At 37.7% G+C, this 22526-nt stretch carries 21 protein-coding genes and 1 pseudogene; 14 read left to right on the top strand and 8 right to left on the bottom strand.

Features of this window, described 5'->3' with window-relative positions:
- The first annotated feature begins 17 nt into the window (after nt 1-17).
- Genes BMW36_RS16180 through BMW36_RS16165 form a run of 4 tightly spaced genes read left to right on the top strand, consistent with a single transcriptional unit; the run spans nt 18 to nt 2568 of the window.
- Nucleotides 18-461 carry an urease accessory protein UreE gene (locus BMW36_RS16180; protein ID WP_089743032.1) on the top strand — a complete coding sequence of 148 codons (444 nt, stop codon included), beginning with the start codon at nt 18-20 and terminating at the stop codon, nt 459-461.
- Nucleotides 403-1128 (top strand): urease accessory protein UreF, encoded by a 726-nt coding sequence (locus BMW36_RS16175; protein ID WP_089743031.1) that lies wholly within the window; start codon nt 403-405, stop codon nt 1126-1128. Before BMW36_RS16180 ends, BMW36_RS16175 begins: the two co-directional genes overlap by 59 nt.
- Before the next feature lie 20 nt (nt 1129-1148).
- Nucleotides 1149-1763, top strand: coding sequence for an urease accessory protein UreG (gene ureG / locus BMW36_RS16170; RefSeq protein WP_089743029.1), 615 nt, complete (start codon nt 1149-1151; stop codon nt 1761-1763).
- 4 nt (nt 1764-1767) lie between these two features.
- Complete coding sequence (locus BMW36_RS16165; RefSeq protein ID WP_089743027.1) at nt 1768-2568, top strand: urease accessory protein UreD; 801 nt, start codon at nt 1768-1770, stop codon at nt 2566-2568.
- Between the two features lie 8 nt (nt 2569-2576).
- On the opposite strand, the gene BMW36_RS16160 is transcribed toward BMW36_RS16165, so the two are convergent.
- Nucleotides 2577-3479, bottom strand: coding sequence for a sensor domain-containing diguanylate cyclase (locus BMW36_RS16160; protein WP_175480501.1), 903 nt, complete (start codon nt 3477-3479; stop codon nt 2577-2579).
- Between the two features lie 201 nt (nt 3480-3680).
- Between BMW36_RS16160 and BMW36_RS16155 the strand changes: the two genes are divergently transcribed.
- Both BMW36_RS16155 and BMW36_RS16150 read left to right on the top strand, forming a co-directional pair.
- Entirely contained in the window at nt 3681-5228 is a 1548-nt protein-coding gene (locus tag BMW36_RS16155) for a sodium:solute symporter family protein (RefSeq protein ID WP_089743022.1), read from the top strand.
- Complete coding sequence (locus BMW36_RS16150; RefSeq protein WP_089743020.1) at nt 5228-5461, top strand: hypothetical protein; 234 nt, start codon at nt 5228-5230, stop codon at nt 5459-5461. Before BMW36_RS16155 ends, BMW36_RS16150 begins: the two co-directional genes overlap by 1 nt.
- A gap of 50 nt (nt 5462-5511) precedes the next feature.
- Here BMW36_RS16150 and BMW36_RS16145 read toward each other — a convergent pair whose 3' ends face one another.
- The 6 genes from BMW36_RS16145 to BMW36_RS16120 all read right to left on the bottom strand — a co-directional run bounded on the left by BMW36_RS16145 (nt 5512) and on the right by BMW36_RS16120 (nt 12641).
- Nucleotides 5512-5967, bottom strand: a complete 456-nt coding sequence (locus BMW36_RS16145) for a DUF2269 family protein (RefSeq protein WP_089743018.1) — start codon at nt 5965-5967, stop codon at nt 5512-5514.
- A gap of 19 nt (nt 5968-5986) precedes the next feature.
- Complete coding sequence (locus BMW36_RS16140; protein ID WP_089743016.1) at nt 5987-6421, bottom strand: small multi-drug export protein; 435 nt, start codon at nt 6419-6421, stop codon at nt 5987-5989.
- Between the two features lie 121 nt (nt 6422-6542).
- Entirely contained in the window at nt 6543-6986 is a 444-nt protein-coding gene (locus tag BMW36_RS16135; RefSeq protein ID WP_089743013.1) for a flavodoxin domain-containing protein, read from the bottom strand.
- A gap of 36 nt (nt 6987-7022) precedes the next feature.
- Entirely contained in the window at nt 7023-8072 is a 1050-nt protein-coding gene (locus BMW36_RS16130) for a ribonucleotide-diphosphate reductase subunit beta (protein WP_089743010.1), read from the bottom strand.
- A gap of 59 nt (nt 8073-8131) precedes the next feature.
- Nucleotides 8132-10420: a ribonucleoside-diphosphate reductase subunit alpha gene (locus BMW36_RS16125; protein ID WP_089743008.1), complete on the bottom strand. Its 2289-nt coding sequence runs from the start codon at nt 10418-10420 to the stop codon at nt 8132-8134.
- A 505-nt stretch (nt 10421-10925) separates the two neighbouring features.
- Nucleotides 10926-12641 carry an ABC transporter ATP-binding protein gene (locus BMW36_RS16120; protein WP_089743006.1) on the bottom strand — a complete coding sequence of 572 codons (1716 nt, stop codon included), beginning with the start codon at nt 12639-12641 and terminating at the stop codon, nt 10926-10928.
- A 170-nt stretch (nt 12642-12811) separates the two neighbouring features.
- Between BMW36_RS16120 and BMW36_RS16115 the strand changes: the two genes are divergently transcribed.
- The 3 genes from BMW36_RS16115 to BMW36_RS16105 all read left to right on the top strand — a co-directional run bounded on the left by BMW36_RS16115 (nt 12812) and on the right by BMW36_RS16105 (nt 16795).
- Nucleotides 12812-13798 carry a LacI family DNA-binding transcriptional regulator gene (locus tag BMW36_RS16115; protein WP_089743004.1) on the top strand — a complete coding sequence of 329 codons (987 nt, stop codon included), beginning with the start codon at nt 12812-12814 and terminating at the stop codon, nt 13796-13798.
- A 187-nt stretch (nt 13799-13985) separates the two neighbouring features.
- The gene (locus BMW36_RS16110; protein ID WP_089743002.1) at nt 13986-15377 is read left to right on the top strand and encodes a sucrose-specific PTS transporter subunit IIBC; all 1392 of its coding nucleotides are present in this window, start codon (nt 13986-13988) and stop codon (nt 15375-15377) included.
- 23 nt (nt 15378-15400) lie between these two features.
- Entirely contained in the window at nt 15401-16795 is a 1395-nt protein-coding gene (locus BMW36_RS16105) for a glycoside hydrolase family 32 protein (RefSeq protein WP_089743142.1), read from the top strand.
- 25 nt (nt 16796-16820) lie between these two features.
- Here the strand turns inward: BMW36_RS16105 and BMW36_RS16100 are convergent, their stop codons facing one another.
- Nucleotides 16821-17117 (bottom strand): hypothetical protein, encoded by a 297-nt coding sequence (locus BMW36_RS16100; protein WP_089743000.1) that lies wholly within the window; start codon nt 17115-17117, stop codon nt 16821-16823.
- A 112-nt stretch (nt 17118-17229) separates the two neighbouring features.
- On the opposite strand from BMW36_RS16100, the gene BMW36_RS16095 reads away from it, so the two are divergent.
- The 5 genes and pseudogenes from BMW36_RS16095 to BMW36_RS16075 form a co-directional block, all read left to right on the top strand.
- Nucleotides 17230-18099: an ROK family protein gene (locus tag BMW36_RS16095; protein WP_089742998.1), complete on the top strand. Its 870-nt coding sequence runs from the start codon at nt 17230-17232 to the stop codon at nt 18097-18099.
- A gap of 273 nt (nt 18100-18372) precedes the next feature.
- Nucleotides 18373-19383 (top strand): ABC transporter substrate-binding protein, encoded by a 1011-nt coding sequence (locus BMW36_RS16090; protein WP_089742996.1) that lies wholly within the window; start codon nt 18373-18375, stop codon nt 19381-19383.
- Between the two features lie 10 nt (nt 19384-19393).
- Nucleotides 19394-21124 carry an ABC transporter permease gene (locus BMW36_RS16085; protein WP_089742994.1) on the top strand — a complete coding sequence of 577 codons (1731 nt, stop codon included), beginning with the start codon at nt 19394-19396 and terminating at the stop codon, nt 21122-21124.
- Nucleotides 21121-22197, top strand: a complete 1077-nt coding sequence (locus BMW36_RS16080) for an ABC transporter ATP-binding protein (RefSeq protein WP_089742992.1) — start codon at nt 21121-21123, stop codon at nt 22195-22197. Before BMW36_RS16085 ends, BMW36_RS16080 begins: the two co-directional genes overlap by 4 nt.
- 166 nt (nt 22198-22363) lie before the next feature.
- Nucleotides 22364-22519, top strand: a pseudogene (locus BMW36_RS16075) (helix-turn-helix domain-containing protein); the annotation flags it as partial.
- Between the last annotated feature and the right edge of the window lie 7 nt (nt 22520-22526).

Raw genomic sequence — 22526 nt, 5'->3', positions numbered from 1 at the left:
AGGAAGGGGAGAGTGTTATGTTAACGAAGCAGATAGTTGGAAACATCGAACAGGAACAGCATGAGCATCCAAACAGAGAATGGGTGGAATTGGACTGGGATGAATTGAGCAAGAGAATTTTACGAAAAACAACGGACAAGGGAACGGATGTAGCGATTGCTTTAGAGGATAAAACACCTCTTTCTGTCGGGGATATTCTCTATGAAGATAATGAACGGCAAATTGTCATTCGAACAAAAAAAGAAAAGGTCTATATTGCATATCCTGATTCCATTACTCAAATGGGTAAAACTGCATTTGAACTAGGAAATCGGCATACTCCATGTTTGATCAACGAAGATGAAATTGTTGTCCGTTATGATGAAACTTTGGAACGACTCTTTCACGAAGTGGGTGTGAAATATGAAGCTACGGAGCGAAGATTCACAGAACCATTTAAGTATCGCGGACATAAACACTAAGATTCTTTATTTAATGCATATCCATGATTCTGCTTTTCCAATCGGAACTTATACACACTCTTTTGGAATGGAAACATATATCCAGGAAGATAAAATTAGAACAAAAGAAGATTTGTTTACATTTTGCCTTATCTATATGAAAGAAAACATTGGTTTTACTGATGGCATATTTGTAAAGCTAGCATATGAGAAACTGCTAGCAGGTGAGTGGAGTGAATTGCTGAATTTGGAGAAGCTTTGCCATGCAAGCAAAAATGCTGAGGAAACAAGGGAAGCAAGTATGATGATTGGGAAGCAGTTTATTAAGGCTATTATACCTGTCAGTCATTCTCCTTCTTTGGAAAAGTGGCAGTCAGAAATTTATGTTAAAAGTCACTTCCCAATTGTTTATACATTGTATACATATGACATGGGATTTGATTTATACACAACCATTCTGACATATATTTATTCTTCTGTTGTCAGTCTGGTTCATAATGCAGTGCGGGCAATTCCATTAGGGCAGAAGGCAGGTATTGAAGTGATCCACCGCTTAATTACAGAAATGGATCATGTAACAAAGCAAATTTTAACGCGCGATTTAGCTCAGGTTTCTAATCATACATTCGGGCTAGAAATTGCTTCAATGAAGCATAAGTTTTTACAAGCAAGATTATTTATTTCATAAAAATTGAAGGGGGAATATATATGAAACCGGTAATAGTAGGGGTAGGAGGACCTGTTGGATCTGGTAAAACTTCATTGGTTGAACAATTGACCAGAACGATGGTTGATCATTACAGCTTAGCTGTCATTACCAATGATATTTATACAAAGGAGGATGCTCAGTTTTTAATAAAGCAGGGGATCTTGCCAGAAGAAAGAATCATTGGGGTGGAAACAGGCGGGTGCCCTCATACTGCGATTCGGGAAGATGCTTCTATGAACTTCGAAGCGATCGATGAGCTGAAACGCAGATTTAATGATTTAGACATTATTTTATTAGAAAGTGGCGGAGATAATTTATCTGCTACTTTCAGCCCCGAATTAGTAGACGGCTATATTTATGTAATTGATGTTGCAGAGGGTGGAGATATCCCCCGAAAAGGTGGCCCTGGTGTGACAAGGTCAGACCTGTTACTAGTAAATAAAATTGACTTAGCTCCATATGTGGAAGTAGATCTGGATCAAATGAAGGTAGATGCCAAAGCAGCAAGAAAAGACCGGCCATTTGTTTTTACGAATGTAAAGAAAGGTGAGGGAATTCCTGATGTAATTGAGTGGATTCAACATAATATGTTACTTGAAGGAAGTGGAGTGTGAATCCATGGTTCCTCTGAAAAAGGAAAAAATGAATGGGGAGCTTGAGGTTACGTATGCTTCTAAAAACGGTAAAACATTTATAAAGGATGTTTATCAAAAAGCTCCCCTGAAAGCAAGCAGGGGTTTATATAAAACTGATGATGGCCGACTTACCATGTATATTATGGAATCTTCAGGGGGATTCGTTGCAGGTGATTCTAATCAGCTATCTTTCTTGTTAGAAAAAGACTCCAGGGTGATCATTCACCCCCAGGCTGCAACCAAAGTTTATCCTGCGTTAGATAATGAGGTAAGCAGACAAACGATAAATATTACGCTCCAGCCTAATACTATGCTTACTTGGCAAAGAGAAGAAGTAATCCCATTTGAAGGTGCTGTATTTGATAGTCATACGGCTATTCAGATGGATTCCACAGCTTCTTTATGGTGGGAAGAAATTTTATATCCCGGCCGTGAGAAGAGAGGGGAGTCTTTTGCATTCAATGAATATAGCACCATGCTGGAAGTGTGGATAGACGATGAATGTCTCATTTATGATCCGATCCAATTAGATCCAAAAAGACAGAAATTAACCTCAATTGGGGTGATGGAGAACTTCCATTTTATCGCAAGTCTTTGGATAGTTAACCCTGGAAAGAGATTGTCTGAAACAGACATTCAGGCAACATTAAATCCTACTGATCGACATATTGTCAGTGTTTCGGCTATAGATGAACGGGCATTTCTAATCCGGTGGCTGTCTAATCATCTCCCATTGATAAAAAAAGATATGGAGTATCTGCAAAGAAACCTTGGCTGCTTATAAGCCAAGGTTTATGCATATTTAAATCCTCTTTTCCCTTCTTGCTTTACCTCATATAATGCATTATCAGCTGCTTTAAGTAATTGCTTAATATCACAATCTTCCGCATCAAATTCCACAATTCCGATACTTGCAGAAACACTTAATTGATAACTGGTATCTTCCCAGTTGGAAAGCTGATCAATAAGTTTTTTTGCTATACTTTCGTTCACGGTCGCTTTTGTCTGATTCGGGAGAATAATTACAAATTCATCTCCCCCCAGTCTGACCAGGCGATCTGTTGACTTTATAACATTGGAGATTCTGTTTCCAACCTCAATTAGAATTTCATCACCTGCATCATGTCCATAAAGATCGTTCACCTGTTTAAAATTATCTAAATCAATAAACATCAGACTGCCGCTATTTTCCAGGTTTGAAAAGAATAAGTTTAAATATCTCCGGTTGTATAGATTGGTTAAAGGGTCATAGATAGCCAGTTTCTCCAGTTCCAGCACATATGAGAATAAATTAGAGAAACTCTGAAGTGTTTCGATATCATCCTCTGTAAAATTCCCCTCACTGTTGCCTAAGGCGCATAAAGTACCGAACATTTCACCATCTTTATAAAATACGGGTACACCTATATATGAGAAAATATTAGCTTCTATTGTGACAGGTAATTTACTGGTAAATGGGTGTTCGCGTGTATTATTAATAATTAATGGTTCCTGATTTCCGAAAAAAATTTGCTGACAATAAGAACCTTTTATATCGATTGTTTGATTGTCGAAGACTTGGATTCCCGTATTGCTTGTATCAATAGTTTTAATCACTGTAAATGTTTCATCTGTTGTTCGACCAAGAAATATTTTCATTCCTGTAATGGACTGATTCACTAGCTTTAATAAATCACTGATTGCAGGGTATTCCATTAGATCACCGCCTGACATATAACAATATACCTTAATTATAAGTAATATATGGATAATCTACAAGGAAAAAATTATATGTAAGGTTTCCTGACATGTTCTTTGTCTAGTCAAATAATCTCCCTTACTATTGGTATTGTTAAATAATCTAACGATTCAAAAAGGTTTTTTAGGAAGTTACTAACAAAAGGTGGGGGAGTAATAATGTTATCATCAACAACAGGTTATCTAATTTTATTCATTTTTGGAACTTTCTTTACAGGACTAACGATTTTTATGCAAAAAAGAAGAAAAGTAACAATGACTGCTGAACAATTTAGTACTGCAGGAAGAAGTGTTGGGGTAGGGTTAGCAAGTGCTTCTATTATAGCTGCATGGACATGGGCGGCGACACTTATGATGTCTTCCTCGACTGGCTACCAGTATGGAATTAGCGGACCTTATTGGTATGCAGCAGGTGCCTGTATTCAAGTACTGCTATTTGCGATTGTAGCCATCCATTTAAAACGCAAGGCACCATTAGCGCATACTTTTTTAGAGTTTGTTGGGAAAAGATTTGATAATAAAAATCATAAATTAATGATGGGCTTCGCATTAATGACCAACATAATTGTTACAGCCATGGTTATATTAGGTGGTGCTATTGCCTTGAATTCGTTAACAGGGATGAATGTTTATGTGGCAGCATTTCTAATACCACTCACTTTCACTGTTTATACGATGATTGGCGGATTGAAAGCATCATTTATCGCGGACTATTTAAACACAGTGATGATTTTTGTTATTCTAACTATTTTTGCTACAGTTGTATATTTAAAGTTTGGAATTAATACGGTGTATGAAGGTTTGCGTTCATTGCCCGAATCACAACAGATGCTCACAATGGCTTCAATACCTGGTTTGTTTTTTGGAATGATTAATATTATTGGAAATTTTGGTACTGTATTTGTGGATCAATCATATTGGCAGCGAGCGATAGCTAGTAAGGACAGTGCGGCATCAAAAGCATATATCTATGGTGGTATTGCCTGGTTTGCCATCCCGTTTTCCATTGCCACATTTTTAGGTGTAAGTGCTGCTGGGCTGGGATTGAATATAGGTGATCCGGATGCTTCTGCTCCTTTAATGGCAGAACATTTACTTGGTTCTGTTGGATCTATATTATTTTTAGTCATGTTGTTTATGGCTGTTATGTCAACAGGAGCAGCAGAACTCACAGCAATAACAAATATCATTGTTACAGATATTTATCGAAAATCAATTAACCCGAAAGCAACAGGTAAGCAGACATTGAAAATTTCCCGCATCGTTACATTAAGTTTCGGATTGGGTATGGGGATTTTGTCGATTCTGTTATTTAATATGGGGATTGGATTAGGATTTGTATACATGGCAATGGGTATCTTTGTGAGTGGAGCAGTTATCCCATTGACACTCGGACTAATGTGGAAAAAAGCAACAAATGCTGGTTGCTTTTATGGAGCAATTTCCGGGATGATCTCTGGTATAAGCGTCTGGTTATTAACTGCTTCTCTCAAGTATGGAGAAATAAGTGTGGAATCGTTAGGAGAGTTACATTCGATGCTTTATGGAAATGTCACTGTATTTGTAGTAAGCGGCGTAATTGCGATTGGCCATGCACTTATAAGTAAAGAGGAATTTGATTTTTCCACACTGAAGGATAAATTTCATAGTTTTGATGAAGAGAAAAGTGATCATGTAAATGAAGAGATAAAGGAGGAGGTTGTATAATGGATAATGTCAAACTTATTAGAGATGCTAAGCTTTGCACTCGATGGGCATTAGGGCTAACATTTTTTTTAATCATATTATTTCCTGGTGTAATGTTTCTGACCGGTTATTCTTATAGTCTAGCTTTCTTCAAAGGATGGACATCTCTTGCGATCGTATGGTTAGTTGCAGCGGGACTATATACTGCAATTCGCCCATTAGTAGAGTTTTATATGGAAAAGAAAGCTGGCTGAAAAGGAAACACTGCATCCGGAATGGAATGCAGTGTTTCTCTCTTCACCAATTAAAATGGTTTAAGAATCATGAGGAGAATGACAATTATTAATAAACTATTCTCTATATATTCAACCTTTAGTAATTTATGTACATATAAATGATAGTCTTCTGGTACTTCCTTTAATGTATGATTCTGGAACATTTCCTTAATTGGCTTGGAATATTTTTTTAATAATGTAGGACCTAAGCCAAGAGCGGTTAAATAAACAGCCATACTGGTTATATACCAGCCTTGCTGAAATAATACTGGCTTCATCATCCCCATTAATAGTCCTGTAATCAGAACCAGGATGCCTCCAATCATAACAAAGGAGTGTACTTTCTTTTTTAATGCAAAGGCATGTTTTATTTCAGGAATTGTTCGAGCAGACTTTACAATGGTAGTTAAGACGAATCCAGGTCCGATACCTACAATTGCAGAAAATATATGTATAACCACTAACCATGTATAGAGGGAGTTCATCCTATCACCTTCTGTAAAATTATTCATTTGGAACGAATATATCTATACCAAGAGCGGTTAATAAGCCAAATATTAATGACCAGCCACCAATGCTAACCGTTGACCAGACAAGTGTGGCCTTTTTTGTTGCTCCAAGTGTCATGCCGATAAATGCAGCAATGTGTGATCCGATTAAGATAGGTCCGAGCAATATCATTCCAGGAAGCCCGTACTTATTCCATAATGACTTAGCGCGTTCTGTACGTTTAGAGCTCTTTTGCTCCTGTCGCTTATTGAGCCATTGCTTGAATTTATCATAGCCGATAATTAGTGGAATAATTGTAAACATATTTCCGATAAAAGCTAATATAATTACTACTATTGGCTGTAACCCCCTTATGATACCGAGGGGGATGACCAGGGCTATCTCAAGCCATGGGATGGCCGCGCCTATGAAAACGAGCAAATATTCCATATATGTAATTTCTCCTTATATTATAAAGTAAAATAGAGTAAAATGTAATTCAATTATTTTGCTATAAAAAAGAATGATGGCAAATAACTGCATCATTCTTTCCTTTCTGTATGCACAGTGTTTAGCTAAAGACTGCTACTTCACTCAATAACCTATCACAGAATTTCTCACAGCGTGCAAGATCCTCTTCCTGTGGTGTTAACTCTACCTTTAGTGTGACCGCCAGGTTCGTATGAACATAAAGCATGTCTCGGAATAAATCAACAGCTCCGCAATAATATGGATAAAAACTGTCGCCTGTTCCAAAGACACCTGTTGTAAGTCCTTTTACATTAGCCGATTCAAATGCCTCATATATTTCTTCCATTTCAAGCGGTATCTCGCCATTATCCCAGGAGTATGTGCCAACTGCAACAATATCATATTCATTTAGGTGAATCTTTTGAAACTCATCTGCAGGAATAAGATCTGCTGCCAGCCCTTTTACTTCCATTTTCTCCTGAATAATTTCTGCAAGGGCTGATGTATTACCTGTTACAGAAGTATATATAATGGCTGCTTTCATCACTTGAACCTCCTAATAGTTGTATCAGTTTGTTATTTATAGTTCGTCAAAACCGTTAGAAGAAGAGACTTTTGTATACGTACGCGATTTCTGTTCGAAGAAGTCTGATTTCGTTTCGTTCATCATTTCATCGCTGAATACATGAATCCATTGCATTGGATTTTCACGTTCTGGATAATAATTGTCTAAACCTATCTGACGGAAACGTTTGTTAGCTAAATATTCTACATAACCATGGAACTCTTCCAAGTCTATACCTTCGATATCTTTTAAAATATAATCTGCCCATTCTTTCTCCAACTGTACTGCCTGATCAATTGTATTATAGACAAACTGGATGTTTTCTTCTGTATTCAATTCCGGATTCTCTGTTAATAATATACGTACAAACTGTGATACGAAATAAGCATGCTGCATTTCGTCCCGTTGAATATAACTGATCATTGTACTTGTTTTTAGCATTTTTTGTTGACGGGCTAAGTGATAGAAAAAGGCAAACCCTGCATAGAAGTATATACCTTCTAAATTTATGGAATTGATTGCTAGTTCAAATAAACGCTGTGGAGTTGGATTCTCACGGAACGACTCATAACTATCTAAAATTAACTGATTTCGTTTGCGTACAATCGGATCTTCTTTCGCCTGGTCAAAACGTTGATTTTGCTCACGCAATGGCACCAGGGAACTTAATATATAAGAATAAGATTCGTTATGAACAGCTTCCTGCTGGGCGATAACAGCGAAAATTGCTTTAAAGCTTGAATCTGTAACATAATCCATTACATGAGTCATTGTTGGTGTCTGCAGACTGTCTAAAGATGCTAACTGTGTATTAATTCTTAAAAATATATCTTTTTCCGTTTCTGTTAAGTAATCCCATTGTTTAATATCATCCTGCATATTAATTTCCTGTGCTTTCCAGAAATTCGCAAGCAAAGTCTGGTATAAATCATACATCTGGGGATATGCAATATCATTCCAATTCAAAAGGCCGGAAGATTCCCCATTAATAAGACCTGTTGCTTTATTCGGATATGTTGGATTTAATAATTTTATTTTCGTTAATGGTTGGTTGATATCAGACATTAGTGTTGCCTCCTTGACTTGGGTGGTGAATGATTGTGGGAAAAGCAATGCCATAACAATTAGCTATGGCATGCTTCACATTCTTCAATTTCTGTTTGCGATGTACTGCGAACATAGTACGTTGTTTTTAATCGATTTTCCCATGCTGCGATATGCAAATTGAGTAAATCTTTTGCTTTAATATCATGGCGAACATAGAAGTTAAAGCTGATCGCCTGATCTATATGTCGCTGCCTTTTTGCATTTTGCTTGATGCTCCATACCTGATCCAGTTCATGGCGGGCACGGCGGTAATAGTTATAAGTTACATGGTCCAGGTCTGGTGCTGTAACTTTAAATTTAAAGTTTTTCTTTTCCTCTGCAAACTCAACTGCATATAATGGATCAATACCATCAGTTGATCCGCCTATTTTAGCTGTAGAAGAATTCGGTGCTACAGCCATCAGCCAGCCATTTCTAATACCATTTGTTCTTACTTCATCTCTTAGTTCATTCCAACGGTCCGATTTATACTCTCTGCGGTCAAAATAAATTCCAGTTTGCCATTCTGAACCTTCAAACTCGGAATATGCACCTTTTTCTTTTGCTAATTCCATTGATGCTTTAATTGTATAGTAAGCAATATCTTCATATACTTTGTCAGCATAATCTACAGCCTCTTGTGATTCCCAGTGGATTCCCTCTAATGCAAGTAGATGATGCCATCCGAAGGTACCGAGTCCGACGGCACGATACTTTTTGTTTGTCATCTGTGCTTGTCCGACACTAATTGTGTTCAGGTCAATAACATTGTCAAGCATACGCACCTGGATATTGATAAGACGTTCTAGCACTTCGGAACGAACAGCATTTGGTAAATTTACTGATGACAAGTTACATACAACAAAGTCACCAGGTTTTCGAATAATTACAATATTTCCTTCTTCATCCTGATATTCTTTAGTGATAGTTGTTGGTGACATATTTTGTGCGATTTCTGTACATAAGTTACTGCAATAAATAGATGTTTTGCCTAATCCTCGTTTATGTTTATTTGGATTTTGGCGGTTAACTTCGTCCCTGTAGAACATATATGGTGTCCCGGTTTCGAGCTGGGCAATCATAATTCGTGCCATCACATCCATAGCTCGGTAAGTCTTTCTTGGTAGAAGAGGGTGGTTAACAGCTTCCCAATATTTTTCTGTGAAGAATTTTTCGTTTTCTTCATCATAGAAATCTTCTAACCCTAAAGGATTGCCATTCTCATCTTTCCAGCCCATTGTCTGTTTCACCTGGTGCGGACAGAAAGTATGCCATTCACCAATACTTTTACCGCTCGCGTCTGTTTCTCTTAATTGTTCCATAAATAAATCCGGGATGGAAACACCTGTGAAAATATCGTGCGCTTTCCGGCGTTCATCACCATTATTTGTTTTCAGATCAAGGAAACCGTTCATAATGTCCTTGTGGAAAACATCCAGATAAATAGCCACAGCACCTTGACGCTGGCCAAGCTGGTCCACACTGACTGCTGTATCGTTAATTAAACGGATCCACGGTACAACACCTGAGGAGTTGCCTTTAAACTTCTTAATGTCTGATCCTAACGCACGAACTTTTCCGTAGTATATACCAATACCACCGCCGTCTTTACTTAAACGTGCAATATCCCAGTTATTCAGGTAAATTCCGTCCAGGGAGTCATCAACTGTATCAATAAAGCATGAGGAAAGTTGACCATAGCTTTTTCCTGCATTTGATAAGGTTGGTGTAGCAACAGTCATATATAAATGGCTTAACGCCCAGTAAGTTTCCTTAACAAGTTCCAGTCTTTTCTCTTGGGTTTCATGCTGCATCAGTGTCATGGCTATGATCATAAAGCGTTCCTGTGGCAATTCAAATAAATTACGATCATGATCCCGTGCAAGATATCTGTCAGCAAGTAAGAAAAGCCCAATATAATTAAATAAATCATCACGTTCAGGTGTAATAGCTTTTTCCAGCTGATTTATTTCTTCTTCCGTATAGCTGTTTAACAATTCCGGATTATATATTCCCTTGTCTGTAAGAGTGACAAGTAATTCATAAAGATTTCCATATTTATCTGCTGCATTATAGTTGCGGTTTTTTGCTGCCTCTTCATATAACTGTGTTAAATGAAAATGTGCAGCAACAAAAGTCCAGTTTGGCTGGTCCATGGAGATTCGGTTGAGTGCATAAAATAATGCCTCTTGTGTTGCATCCTGTGTTGTTTTTGTGGAAGCTTCGATTTTTTTGAGGATTTCTGTCGTATCTAAGCCGTATTTCTCACCAGCTGTCTTCAGAGCTTCTGTCACACTTTGTTTAATAGATTCTACATCTGTTGTCATGATAAAAACCTCCATATATATAATAAAAGCGCTCTTGTCTTAGAGCGAACAGGGTTATAAGGATTTGTCTGTAATATTCAGTTGAATACAATATATTGATATTTATTTTGTCTGATTTACTATATATTGTATTGTAACTTATATTATTTATTTTTACAACATAAAAATATGAGCTGATTATAACTGCTAATTAACCAGCTCTATGTATAAAATAGTTGATACAGCGATATTTATTATAACCATATGGGACTATTCAAACAAGATAAATGTTAAAAAAATGAGTAAAAAGTATTGCTTTTTTGTATAAATTTGTAGAAAGAAACATAAATTTATAAGTTAAGAGTCTAGATACTCCACATTCAATCATATAATTTCTGAGATAAAAATCATAGTGGAAATATTTAAGCTTTAATTCAAATCTATGTGGTGAAAAGCTTTATTAATAATCAGTGGGGAACCAAAAACCCCACTGATCCAAAGTCTTACTTTATTAAAAGTTCTGGAACTACCTTTTATACTGAATAGCATGCAGCCTCGCAAATACTCCATCTTTGGCAAGTAACTCTTCGTAAGATCCTTCTTCTTCAATTCCGTTTTTTGTTACAACGATCACCCTGTCTGCATCCCTGATTGTTGCAAGACGATGGGCGATAACTAATGTTGTACGGTTTTCTGCAAGTTCGTCTAAAGATTGCTGAATGAGGCGTTCTGTTTCCGTATCAAGAGCAGAAGTAGCTTCATCCAAAATTAAAATAGGCGGATTTTTTAAGAAAGTACGTGCAATAGCAAGCCGCTGTTTTTGCCCTCCGGATAACTTTAATCCCCGTTCCCCAATCTGAGTGTTATAGCCATCAGGCAGTCCTGCAATTACTTCATCCAAATGTGCTTTTTTAGCAGCTTCAATGATTTCCTCGTCTGTAGCATCTAATTTTCCGTAAGCAATGTTTTCTTTAATTGTCCCAGTGAATAAGAATACATCCTGCTGGACGATCCCTATTTGCGCTCTCAGAGATTGCTTGGTCATATCCCGAATATCCATCTCATCAATGGTAATTGATCCACCATTGACATCATAAAAACGAGGTATTAGGGAACAAATTGTTGTTTTACCGGCACCTGAGGGTCCAACAAATGCAACTGTTTCCCCTGGATTAATCTTTAGATTTATATTATTTAACACAGAATGATACCGGTCATAGGAAAAGTCAACATGGTTAAATGCAATATTTCCATGAAGCTTGTCAACTTTTACTGCATCTGGTCTGTCTTTAATTTCAGGCTCTTTTGCGATTAACTCGCGAAAACGCCTGAAGCCAGCCATTCCTTTTGGATAGAGTTCTAACAGTGCACTTACTTTTTCAATTGGCCGAATAAGAACATTGGTATATAAAACAAAACTTACTAATTCACCGTATTGCAGTTCATCATTAAAGACATACCATGCTCCTACAACAAGTACCACTAGTGTTAATAATCTTGTCATCATGTAAATGCTTGAATGTGTTCCTGACATAACCCGATATGCATTGATTTTTTCTTTCCGGAATAATCCGTTATCTTTGCGGAATCGGTTAATTTCGAACTCTTCATTAGTAAATGACTGTACGACACGAACACCAGATACTGCATCTTCCACACGTGCATTCACATCTGCAATTTTTCCGTACATATTTCGCCATGCACGATTCATAGCAAAATTACAGTATGTAATAAGCACGATGAGAAGAGGCACCATAACGAGGGCAATTAATGCCAATGAAGGATTCACTGTAAACATAATCCAAAATGCTCCAGTAAAAGTCATCAATACAATAAAGGCATCTTCGGGACCGTGGTGGGCCAGTTCCCCTATATCGAATAAATCATTGGTGATTCGGCTCATAATATGGCCTGTCTTCGTGTTGTCAAAGAAACGGAATGATTGGCGCTGGACATGTGTAAACAATTGCTCACGCATATCTGTTTCAATATTAATACCGAGCTTATGCCCAAGATAACTGACGATATATTGGAGAAATGTACTCAAAAGATATACTGCAAGTAATATGATACAAACCGTAATAATGATATTCCAATCTTCTCCTGGAAGTAAATCGTCGATCAGCCATTGGACAGCAAGTGGAAAGGCGAGTTCCAAAATTGCAACAATGACCGCACTGGTAAAGTCGATTATAAATAGACGTTTGTGCGGTTTATAATAGGAAAAAAACTGCTTTAACATATACGAAATAGCTCCTTTTTTATTTTGACCAACATATTATAGCAGAAAACTAAGCTCAATTTCCAAGAAAGAAAGAGGGATAATTCATTCGTTCCGGTAAATCTATTGGTTTGTAATTTGTCTGGAATGGGCTACAATAGAAAAGAGTATGGGTAGAGGGGAATAGACCAATGACTACAATTAATGATATAGCCAAGTTAGCTGAAGTATCACGTTCCACTGTTTCAAGGTATTTGAACAGTAATGGATATGTAAGTGAAGAGGCTAAAAAAAGAATTATGAAAGTAATTGAAGAGACTGGATATATGCCAAGTCAATCAGCAAAATCTCTTCGGACAAAGAAAACAGGAGTAATTGGGGTTATTTTGCCAAAAATCAGTACGGAAACAGCAAGTCGTGTTGTCAGCGGGATCAACAAGGTCTTACAGCAAAATGATTATCAAATGCTCTTAACCACAACTTCCCAGGAGCATAAAAAAGAAATTGAGTTTATCAGACTTTTACAATCAAGAAATGTGGATGGTATTCTTTTACTAGCTACAAACACAGAAAAACCATTAATTGATGCCATCGGAAATGCAACAGTTCCCATTGTTGCATTAGGACAGGATATCCCAACCATTTCATCAGTAATATATCCTGACTATCTTGCGACAGGAGAAATGATTGAATACATGATTCAGAAAGGATATCAACATATTGGATTTATCGGCGTGGAAGAATACGATCCTGCTGTAGGGATAGAAAGAAAGCGGGCATTTGTAGATACACTGACTAAACATCAGCTGAAAGTGAATAAAGACTGGATTATGCAAGGGGACTTTAGTATTGAGTCTGGTTATAACTCTATGAAAAGTATAATAAACAGCGGGAGCGATAGACCTGATGCAGTATTTGCAGTTACAGACCAAATTGCGGTTGGAGCCATGCAATTCTTGAAAGAACAACAAATACAAATTCCGAATGACATAGCCATTGCAGCTACAGGTGCTTCCAGGTTGGCTCAATATATCGAACCAAGTTTAACAGTTATTGATTTTCTGAATGAAGAAGCTGGTGCTATTGCTGCTGAATTATTAATAGAAGAGCTGACAGGAACAAAAGCTATCAAAAAAATCATTCACGACTATAGACTTCTTGTAAGAAATAGTGTATGATACAAAACATAAATGATCTGGGAACGATTCCATGGCTCGTTTATGTTTTTTTATCAGTTTTGTGGGAACGATACCACAAGTTAATGAAAACGAAGACATAACACGAGATTTACCAATAGATGACAAAATCTGATAAATTGTTTTGCAGAGTATGGAATCGATTCCTTAAAATAAGGAGGATGACATCATGGCGACGAATGAAGAGATCGCAAAGCAAGTCATTGAATCGATCGGCGGTTCTGAAAATGTTCAGTCTATAGCACACTGTGCAACACGTTTAAGAATTGTTGTAAACGATCGTGAAAAGATCAATGACGAGCAAATAGAACAAATTGAGAAAGTGAAAGGAGCTTTCTTCAATTCTGGCCAATATCAAATTATTTTCGGAACAGGTACAGTTAATCGTATCTATGAAGCTATCGAAAGTCTCGGAGTTTCGGGGGATTCTATCTCTGAAGTGAAAGAAGATGCAAAAAAAGAAGGGACTCGTTTTCAACGGGCGATACGAACATTTGGTGATGTGTTTGTGCCAATCATCCCGGTTCTCGTTGCAACAGGACTGTTTATGGGGTTGAGAGGACTTGTAACTCAGGAACAAATTCTGGCTTTATTCGGATTAACACCAGACAATATTTCAGATAACTTTCTTCTGTTTACAGAAGTGTTGACAGATACAGCATTTGTATTCTTACCGGCACTTGTGGCATGGTCTACATTTCGTGTTTTCGGAGGAACGCCTGTTATCGGTTTAGTGCTAGGTTTAATGCTCGTATCACCATCTTTACCTAATGCATGGAATGTAGCAGGTGGAGGGGTGGAGCCGATTTATTTCTTCGACTTCATTCCTGTGATAGGTTACCAAGGTTCTGTTTTACCTGCATTCTTTGCAGGTTTAGTTGGTGCAAAGGTTGAAAAATTTTTCCGTAAACGGGTACCGGAAGCGTTGGATCTTATCTTAACACCATTCCTTGTATTGCTTACAATGATAATTCTTTCCTTGTTTGCATTAGGACCAGTTTTACACGTTGTAGAAAATTGGATATTTGATGGAACAATCGCTGTTTTGGAATTGCCATTTGGCTTAAGTGGTTTAATTGTTGGTTTCTTCCATCAGATAATTGTTATTACAGGTGTCCATCATATTTTTAACTTATTAGAAATTCAATTATTGGAGAATTTAGGTTTTAATCCATTTAATCCGCTGATCTCAGCAGCAATAGCAGCACAGGGTGGTGCAACACTTGCAGTCGGATTAAAAGCAAGATCAAAAAAAGTAAAAGCATTAGCATTGCCTTCATCTTTGTCGGCATTTTTAGGAATAACAGAGCCGGCAATATTCGGTGTGAACTTACGTTATGGTAAACCTTTTATCATGGGGCTGATTGGCGGTGGCGTTGGCGGTTTTGCGGCATCACTTCTGAACCTGAAAGCAACAGGGATGGCAGTAACAGCAATCCCGGGAACCCTGCTTTATTTAAACAATCAGTTATTGCTTTACTTATTAGTAAATATTATCGCAATTGCAACAGCTTTTCTTCTTACCTACTTCTTTGGTTATAAGGAAGAAAAATCAGAATAACTGCAGATGAAGGGATGGCAGCAATGAGTCTAGATCAGCAATTACGAAAAAAGGCATTAGATCACGTGAATAAACTTGGCACAATTGTAGAAAAAGATCCATATTATCCGAAGTATCATATTGCCCCACCAGTAGGTTTATTAAATGATCCGAACGGATGGATCCAGTGGAATGGGACATATCATTTATTTTATCAATGGATGCCATTTAAAACAGGCCATGGCGCCAAGTTCTGGGGACATGTTTCCTCTAAAGATCTAATCCATTGGAAAGACGAACCGATAGCACTTACGCCAGGTGACTGGTTTGATAAAGATGGTTGCTATTCGGGGAGTGCCATTTCATTCAGAGATGAGCTGCTATTATACTATACAGGTAATGTGAAACATAATAATATTCGTGAAGCATACCAATGTCTTGCTGTCTCAAAAGATGGAAAACATTTTGAAAAAAAAGGTGTGCAAATCGAAGTTCCAAAAGGATATACTGCACACTTCCGTGATCCGAAAGTATGGCAGGAAGATGATCAATTTTATATGGTTATCGGGGCACAAACTGAAAAAGAAGAAGGCAGTGTAGTCTGGTTTTCTTCCAGAGACTTAATGGAATGGCGATTCGGCGGAACACTAGCGAGTGGATTTGGGTATATGTGGGAATGCCCTGATTTCTTTACAATTGATGGTACAGATATTTTACTGTTTTCTCCTCAAGGTCTATCTGCTTCCGGAATCCATTATCGGAACACTCATCAGACAGGTTACATTGCAGGTAAGTGGGATAAGAAAGCAAATAGCTTTACTCATGGTCAGTTTATCGAATTAGACAAAGGGTTTGAATTTTATGCTCCCCAAACAACCATTGATAATCTGGGCAGACGCTTATTGTTTGGATGGATGGGAGTCCCAGATCAGGATGAACAGCTGCAGCCAACAGTAAAAAATGGCTGGCTTCACCAACTGACAGTACCTAGGGAGTTGGCATTTAGGGACGGGCAGATTTTTCAAAAGCCAGTTGAGGAATTAAAACAGTTACGAAAACAACAGCTATATCAATTAGAACTGGAAAAACAGAGTGTTATAACAAGAGATATACCAAAAGCAAGTGAACTGAAACTGGAAGTCCAAACGCACTATGATATAGAGATACAACTTTTTGGTTATTTAACACTATCTTATAATGCACAGACACAGCATATCCGGCTTGTTCGCCCAAAACTGGATGGCAGCGGATCGGAAGAGCGAGCGGCAGTAGCAAAAGAAATAAAAGAAATAAGATGTCTGATCGACCATTCTTCAGTGGAAATCTTTATCAATGATGGAGAGATTGTGTTTACATCAAGAATGTTTGCAAATCCATCTATTAATTCAATTGATATAAAAGCAATTGGCAAGCTAACCGTTTGGGAATTAGCCCTGTAAGTCAAGCAGTGAAAGCATTTCTTTATCAAAACAGGAAATGCTTTTTCTGTCCCAATTTACCGCCTTTCGTATATTTCTGCGGAATTCGTTCAATCTGATCTAATTCCAATGTATAAAAATAGTCAACCGCTCTTAGTGTGCGATAGAATACCCAAATACCAAAGATAATCTGGATAACAACTAACAAGTTAAAAACAAGATTGGTCGTATTCAATGCTACAATCTGATAGATAATTTGAATTAGCAATAATGGCCAATGTTTTAATAAGATGATTAAACTTCCTGTAAGTATTCCGATCATTATAAAGAATTCAGCAGTCATATTAATATTCTCCTTTTTAATAGTAATGTGCCCATATTCCAGAATTTAATAAGTGCAACCGATTATGATAGAATAAAAAGAAATGTGTGAACCGTAAAGGGAGGTCGAAATATTGAAACTAGGTGCAATAGAAGCAGGTGGAACGAAATTTGTCATGGCGATTGGAAATGAACAAGGTGAAATCTCAGAAAAAATGGTTATTCCCACTGAACATCCAGAAATAACGCTGCCAAAAATTCTTGATTTCTTTAAAAATAAAGGTATAGAAAAACTTGGGTTAGGAGGCTTTGGACCAATCGATATTAATAGAAACAGCAGTACTTACGGCCAACTACAGAAAACTCCAAAAACCGACTGGGTGGACTATCCTTTAGGTGAAAAACTAAAACAAGAGCTTGGGATACCCATTATTATTGATACAGATGTAAACGTTGCTGCAATGTCTGAGGCGAAATGGGGCAGTGCAACTGATGTAGACAGCTGTCTATATATTACTGTAGGAACTGGTATTGGGGCTGGGGCATATTTCCAGGGGAAAACGTTAAAAGGACTTTCACACTCGGAAATGGGGCATATCAAAGTAAGAAGACACCCGGAAGATACATATGAAGGAACATGTCCATACCATAAAGACTGTTTAGAAGGAATCGCTGCAGGACCTTCTCTGGAAAAGCGATGGGGGAAAAAAGGCCATGAGCTGGCAGATGACCAAAAGGTATGGGAATTGGAAGCATACTATTTAGCACAGGCACTAACTAACTATATTTACATTTTATCTCCTGAAAGAATTATTATGGGGGGCGGTGTAATGAAACAGCAGCAGCTATTTCCATTAATCAGAAAAAATGTGCTGGAAATGCTGAATGGTTATGTAAGCTCCCCTTATTTAACGGAAAAAGAAATTGACAGGTATATCGTGCCGCCAGGTTTAACAGACGAAGCTGGGGTAAAAGGCGCACTATATCTAGCTATGAATGAGTAGATTACAGCCACCTTTCCATCTGTAAATGATGGGAAGGCGGCTGTTTTTATTATGACTTTGTAAATTATTTAACAATTCACTATTATAAATCCCCTCATTTCAACAATATCCGCATTGGTAACTTAACAAACTATTTACAAATAATGAACACTTTCTTTATTTAATATTAAAACTCTTCTAGTAATATGGAATTCACACATAATAATTCTGCTAAACAATTTTGAAACGCAAATTGAACATTGTATGTTAAATCATAATTAGGAGGTATACCTTATGTTGAAAGGTAAAAGTTATAGTTTGTTTATTTTGGTCTTATTGTTATTTCTGTTAGCAGCCTGCTCATCTGATTCATCAGGTAAGGAAACAGGTGGAGTGTCTGGTGATCTATCCTTCTATACGTCTCAACCTGATGCTGACGCAGAACAATTGGTTGCGGCATTTTCAGAAAAGTATCCCGATGTAAATGTCTCTATTTACCGTTCTGGAACGGAAGAAGTAATTAGCAAAGTACAAGCTGAAAAACAGGCGGGAGAAATACAAGCAGACGTTTTACTTGTAGCAGATGCGGTTACATTTGAGAGCTTGAAAGAGCAGGATATGCTGTTACCATATGAATCTGAAGAGTTAGCAGGAATCCCGGAACAATTCGTAGATCCTGATCATACATATACTGGAACAAAGGTGATGTCAACGGCAATAGCTGTGAATACTAATAATGTATCAGAATTACCGACTTCCTGGATGGCTCTTACAGAAGCTCCTGATAACATCTCCATGCCTAGTCCGTTATATTCAGGAGCTGCTGCATACAATTTAGGGGTATTCACCCGCACTGATAACTTTGGCTGGGGATTTTATGAAAAAATACAAGCTAATAATCCAACAGTTACACAAGGCAATGGTGCGGTACTTAAGGCAGTAGCAGCAGGAGAAACCGATTATGGAATGGTAGTTGATTTTATTGTCGCACGTGCAGAGGTAGAAGGTTCGCCTGTTACCCTGGTTTATCCTGAAGAAGGTGTACCTGTCATAACAGAGCCCATTGGAATAATGAAAGATAGCCAAAATGAAGCAGCTGCAAAAGCATTTGTGGACTTTGTGTTGTCAGAAGAAGGGCAAATACTGGCCTCTGAAATAGGCTATACTCCAATTAGGGAAGGAGTGGAAGCACCAGAAGGCTTAAAAACCATTGAAGACATGAAAGTGATAGATGCTGATACAACCGAATTATATCAGGCACGTGAAGAAGACAAGCAAAAGTTTAGTCAACTATTTGGGGAATAGGTGATTCTGTGTGAGTAATATAACGAACAAGAGGATAATGCCATTGCGTGCATTATCTTCTCTTTTTAGAGGGAAGAAGGTTCTGCAGGTATTATCTCTCCTGCTAGTCATTGTTTTATTTCTAATGCCAGTTTACCGGCTGGTAATTCTCAGCTTTAAAAGTGGAGATGTCTTCACACTGGAAAACTATGCGAATATCTTACAGGATGATAAAACATGGTCCGTTATTACTAATACGGTTATTGTCGTAGCTGGGGCAACCGTCATCTCTGTATCAATTGGAATCCTAATGGCATGGGTAATAGCCTATACAAATATTCGTGCAAAGAAGCTTATGCAGATTTTTATCGTATTACCGTTTGTTATCCCATCTTATATATCTACATTAGCTTGGACACAATTCTTTGGATCTAACGGCCTGTACAGTACATTGATAAGCTTTTTGCCATTTTCGATAGAAATTAATCTGTACAGTATTGGCGGCATTATTTTTGTCTTAGGATTTTCGCATTATCCATTAGTATATTTATTATCACTAAATGTTTTCCGTAAAATTCCAACTGAAGCAGAGCATGCTTCAAGAGTAGCTGGGGCAAGTGGATGGCAGACCTTTCGAAAAATTACACTGCCACTGGCTTTACCTGGGATTGCAAGTGGAGGTTTCCTTGCATTTATCGCAAACCTAGATAATTTTGGTATTCCTGCATTTTTGGGAATTCCTGCACAAATTGATGTTTTAAGTACATATATCTATCAGCAAATCGTTGGCTACGGGCCTTCCGCCTTCCAGCGTGCTGCAACTTTCTCGGTCATTCTGGGAGTTATCGCATTTTCGGGATTATTAATCCAATGGTTGTTACTAAAAAAGTCGAAACGGATAGAGACAACGACTGAGGAAAAAAGGCCAAGAGTGTTATTAGGAGGAAAATGGAGGATTTTTATTGAAACGATTCTTTGGGGTTTCTTTTTTCTTACTAGTATTGTCCCATTGATCTCAATGATAATGACATCCTTATTAACAGCATATGGACTTGATTTCACTCTTGAAAATATCAGTTTAAAAAACTATCAGTATATACTTGAAACAAGTCCTAAAGCAAAAAGAGCAATAGGAAACAGTCTGCAACTTGCTTTGATCATTACAGTTACAGGGATTATCACAGGAACAGGATTTGCTTATTACCGGGTACGTAAACCAAATAGGTGGAACAGGTACTCTGAACTTGCAATAAGTCTGCCATATGCATTACCAGGTACAGTGATGGCCCTCTCGATGATTTTTGCATGGATGGAACCTCTCCCGGGGTGGAATCCAGGGATATATGGTTCGATGATGATACTATTTATCGCATATTTTACGAGATTTCTCATTCTGCAAATAAGAGGAAGTATTACAGCTGTCCTTCAAGTGGATTATACGATGGAAGAAGCAGCAGCGGTAAGTGGCTCTAACGGGTGGACGAAGTGGCGAAAAATTCTTCTCCCACTAATGTTGCCAGGTATATTAAGTGGTGCTTTCCTTGTGTTCTTGACAGCCTTAACAGAATTAACTGTTTCTTCACTATTATGGTCGAGTAATTCAGAAACGATTGGTGTGATTATATTTAGTTTTGAACAGGCAGGGTATACAACCTATTCAACAGCATTCTCAGGTATAATTATATGTCTGATTCTAGCAGGATTTCTTTTATTATCTGGTTTTCAGTTACTTTGGAACAGAAAGGTGGCCAATTCGAATTGAGTATAAAAATCTCACAACTAAGTAAAAATTTTAACCAATTTGCAGCATTAAAAAACATTCAATTATCGATTGATGATGGAGAGTTTATAGCAATATTAGGTCCTTCAGGTTGTGGAAAGACCACTCTGTTAAGATTATTAGCGGGATTTTTGTCACCTACATATGGAAAAATTGAAATTGGGGAGAATGAAGTGGGAACTCCTGAACGCTCTTTACCTCCTGAAAAAAGAAATATCGGGATGGTATTTCAATCATTTGCGCTTTGGCCACACCTAAGTGTGAAGGAGCATATACGCTTTCCAATACTACATCATCGGTTCATACCGGCAGAACTGAAGAAAAACGCAGATGAAAGGATCCAGCAAGTATTACAAATGGTGAGTTTAGAAAAATTATCAGATCGTATGCCGAATGAGCTGTCTGGTGGTCAGAGACAACGTGTAGCTCTTGCCCGTGCCATTGCCCCAAAGCCTGAATTGTTACTAATGGATGAGCCGTTGAGTAATTTAGATGCAGAACTGAGAATGGAGATGAGAAAGGAGATTCAAAAAATTCACAGGTTAACAAAGGCGACCATTGTATATGTTACACATGACCAGGGAGAAGCTCTCGCAATGGCAGACCGTATTGTTGTAATGAATAATGGTCAGGTTGAGCAGGTGGGAACACCGGCAGAAATATATACACGGCCAAAGACTCCATTTGTTGCAAAGTTTGTTGGTAAAGCAAATTTAATAGAAGGACGCTGGGAGAATGACCTGTTCACACCGCATTTATCACCAGATATCGAGTGGCCTGATGACGGTGTTGCAGATGAAATGAAATACTTTGGCTGTTTCCCGGTGAGGCCGGAACAACTTTACTTAACAAAAGACAGGAATAAAAACGATTCAATCACAGGTATAATTACAAGCATACAATATCAGGGAAAAGAAATACATTATGTTGTTGATGTCTCTGGTCAGGAATGGGCTGTCCATTCGAGTGTATATGATCAATTTCAGATTGGGGAACAAGTTTTTATTCATATTAAGCATGCAGTGAGAAAAAATAATCTAGTGATTTTGAAGTGATAAGTCAGTTTAACGAACTTCCGACAGAAGTCTCCCTCTTCAAGCGTGTGAAGGCCGTAGTCCAACGTTAAGGGGGAGATAAATGTCGGTTGGGAGATATCCCAAAGGAGTTGTTTTTATCGAACTTATGTTCTATAATGAGGGTGAGAAAGGGAGGTGATTGGATGTGACGAAACTTAACAAGGCATATAAGTTTCGATTGTATCCAACAGAGGAACAGGCTTTGTTGATGCATAAAACCTTTGGTTGTGTTCGCTTTGTCTATAACAAAATGTTAGCGGAACGGAAAGCAATGTATGACAACCTAAAAGATGATAAAGAAGCATGAA

Origin of the sequence: Gracilibacillus ureilyticus, assembly GCF_900111195.1 — a bacterium.
Taxonomy (GTDB): domain Bacteria; phylum Bacillota; class Bacilli; order Bacillales; family Amphibacillaceae; genus Gracilibacillus; species Gracilibacillus ureilyticus.
The sequence above is the reverse complement of the archived record's forward strand: the minus strand, read 5'-3'. Positions and strand labels throughout refer to the sequence as shown.

Coding starts and splice junctions, on each gene's coding strand:
- BMW36_RS16180 (WP_089743032.1), top strand. CDS start 18: ATGTTAACGAAGCAGATAGTTGGAAACATCGAACAGGAACAGCATGAG.
- BMW36_RS16160 (WP_175480501.1), bottom strand. CDS start 3,479: ATGGAATACCCTGCAATCAGTGATTTATTAAAGCTAGTGAATCAGTCC.
- BMW36_RS16130 (WP_089743010.1), bottom strand. CDS start 8,072: ATGTCTGATATCAACCAACCATTAACGAAAATAAAATTATTAAATCCA.
- BMW36_RS16120 (WP_089743006.1), bottom strand. CDS start 12,641: ATGTTAAAGCAGTTTTTTTCCTATTATAAACCGCACAAACGTCTATTT.
- BMW36_RS16115 (WP_089743004.1), top strand. CDS start 12,812: ATGACTACAATTAATGATATAGCCAAGTTAGCTGAAGTATCACGTTCC.
- BMW36_RS16155 (WP_089743022.1), top strand. CDS start 3,681: ATGTTATCATCAACAACAGGTTATCTAATTTTATTCATTTTTGGAACT.
- BMW36_RS16110 (WP_089743002.1), top strand. CDS start 13,986: ATGGCGACGAATGAAGAGATCGCAAAGCAAGTCATTGAATCGATCGGC.
- BMW36_RS16175 (WP_089743031.1), top strand. CDS start 403: ATGAAGCTACGGAGCGAAGATTCACAGAACCATTTAAGTATCGCGGAC.
- BMW36_RS16140 (WP_089743016.1), bottom strand. CDS start 6,421: ATGGAATATTTGCTCGTTTTCATAGGCGCGGCCATCCCATGGCTTGAG.
- BMW36_RS16105 (WP_089743142.1), top strand. CDS start 15,401: ATGAGTCTAGATCAGCAATTACGAAAAAAGGCATTAGATCACGTGAAT.
- ureG (WP_089743029.1), top strand. CDS start 1,149: ATGAAACCGGTAATAGTAGGGGTAGGAGGACCTGTTGGATCTGGTAAA.
- BMW36_RS16090 (WP_089742996.1), top strand. CDS start 18,373: ATGTTGAAAGGTAAAAGTTATAGTTTGTTTATTTTGGTCTTATTGTTA.
- BMW36_RS16165 (WP_089743027.1), top strand. CDS start 1,768: ATGGTTCCTCTGAAAAAGGAAAAAATGAATGGGGAGCTTGAGGTTACG.
- BMW36_RS16145 (WP_089743018.1), bottom strand. CDS start 5,967: ATGAACTCCCTCTATACATGGTTAGTGGTTATACATATATTTTCTGCA.
- BMW36_RS16150 (WP_089743020.1), top strand. CDS start 5,228: ATGGATAATGTCAAACTTATTAGAGATGCTAAGCTTTGCACTCGATGG.
- BMW36_RS16100 (WP_089743000.1), bottom strand. CDS start 17,117: ATGACTGCTGAATTCTTTATAATGATCGGAATACTTACAGGAAGTTTA.
- BMW36_RS16125 (WP_089743008.1), bottom strand. CDS start 10,420: ATGACAACAGATGTAGAATCTATTAAACAAAGTGTGACAGAAGCTCTG.
- BMW36_RS16135 (WP_089743013.1), bottom strand. CDS start 6,986: ATGAAAGCAGCCATTATATATACTTCTGTAACAGGTAATACATCAGCC.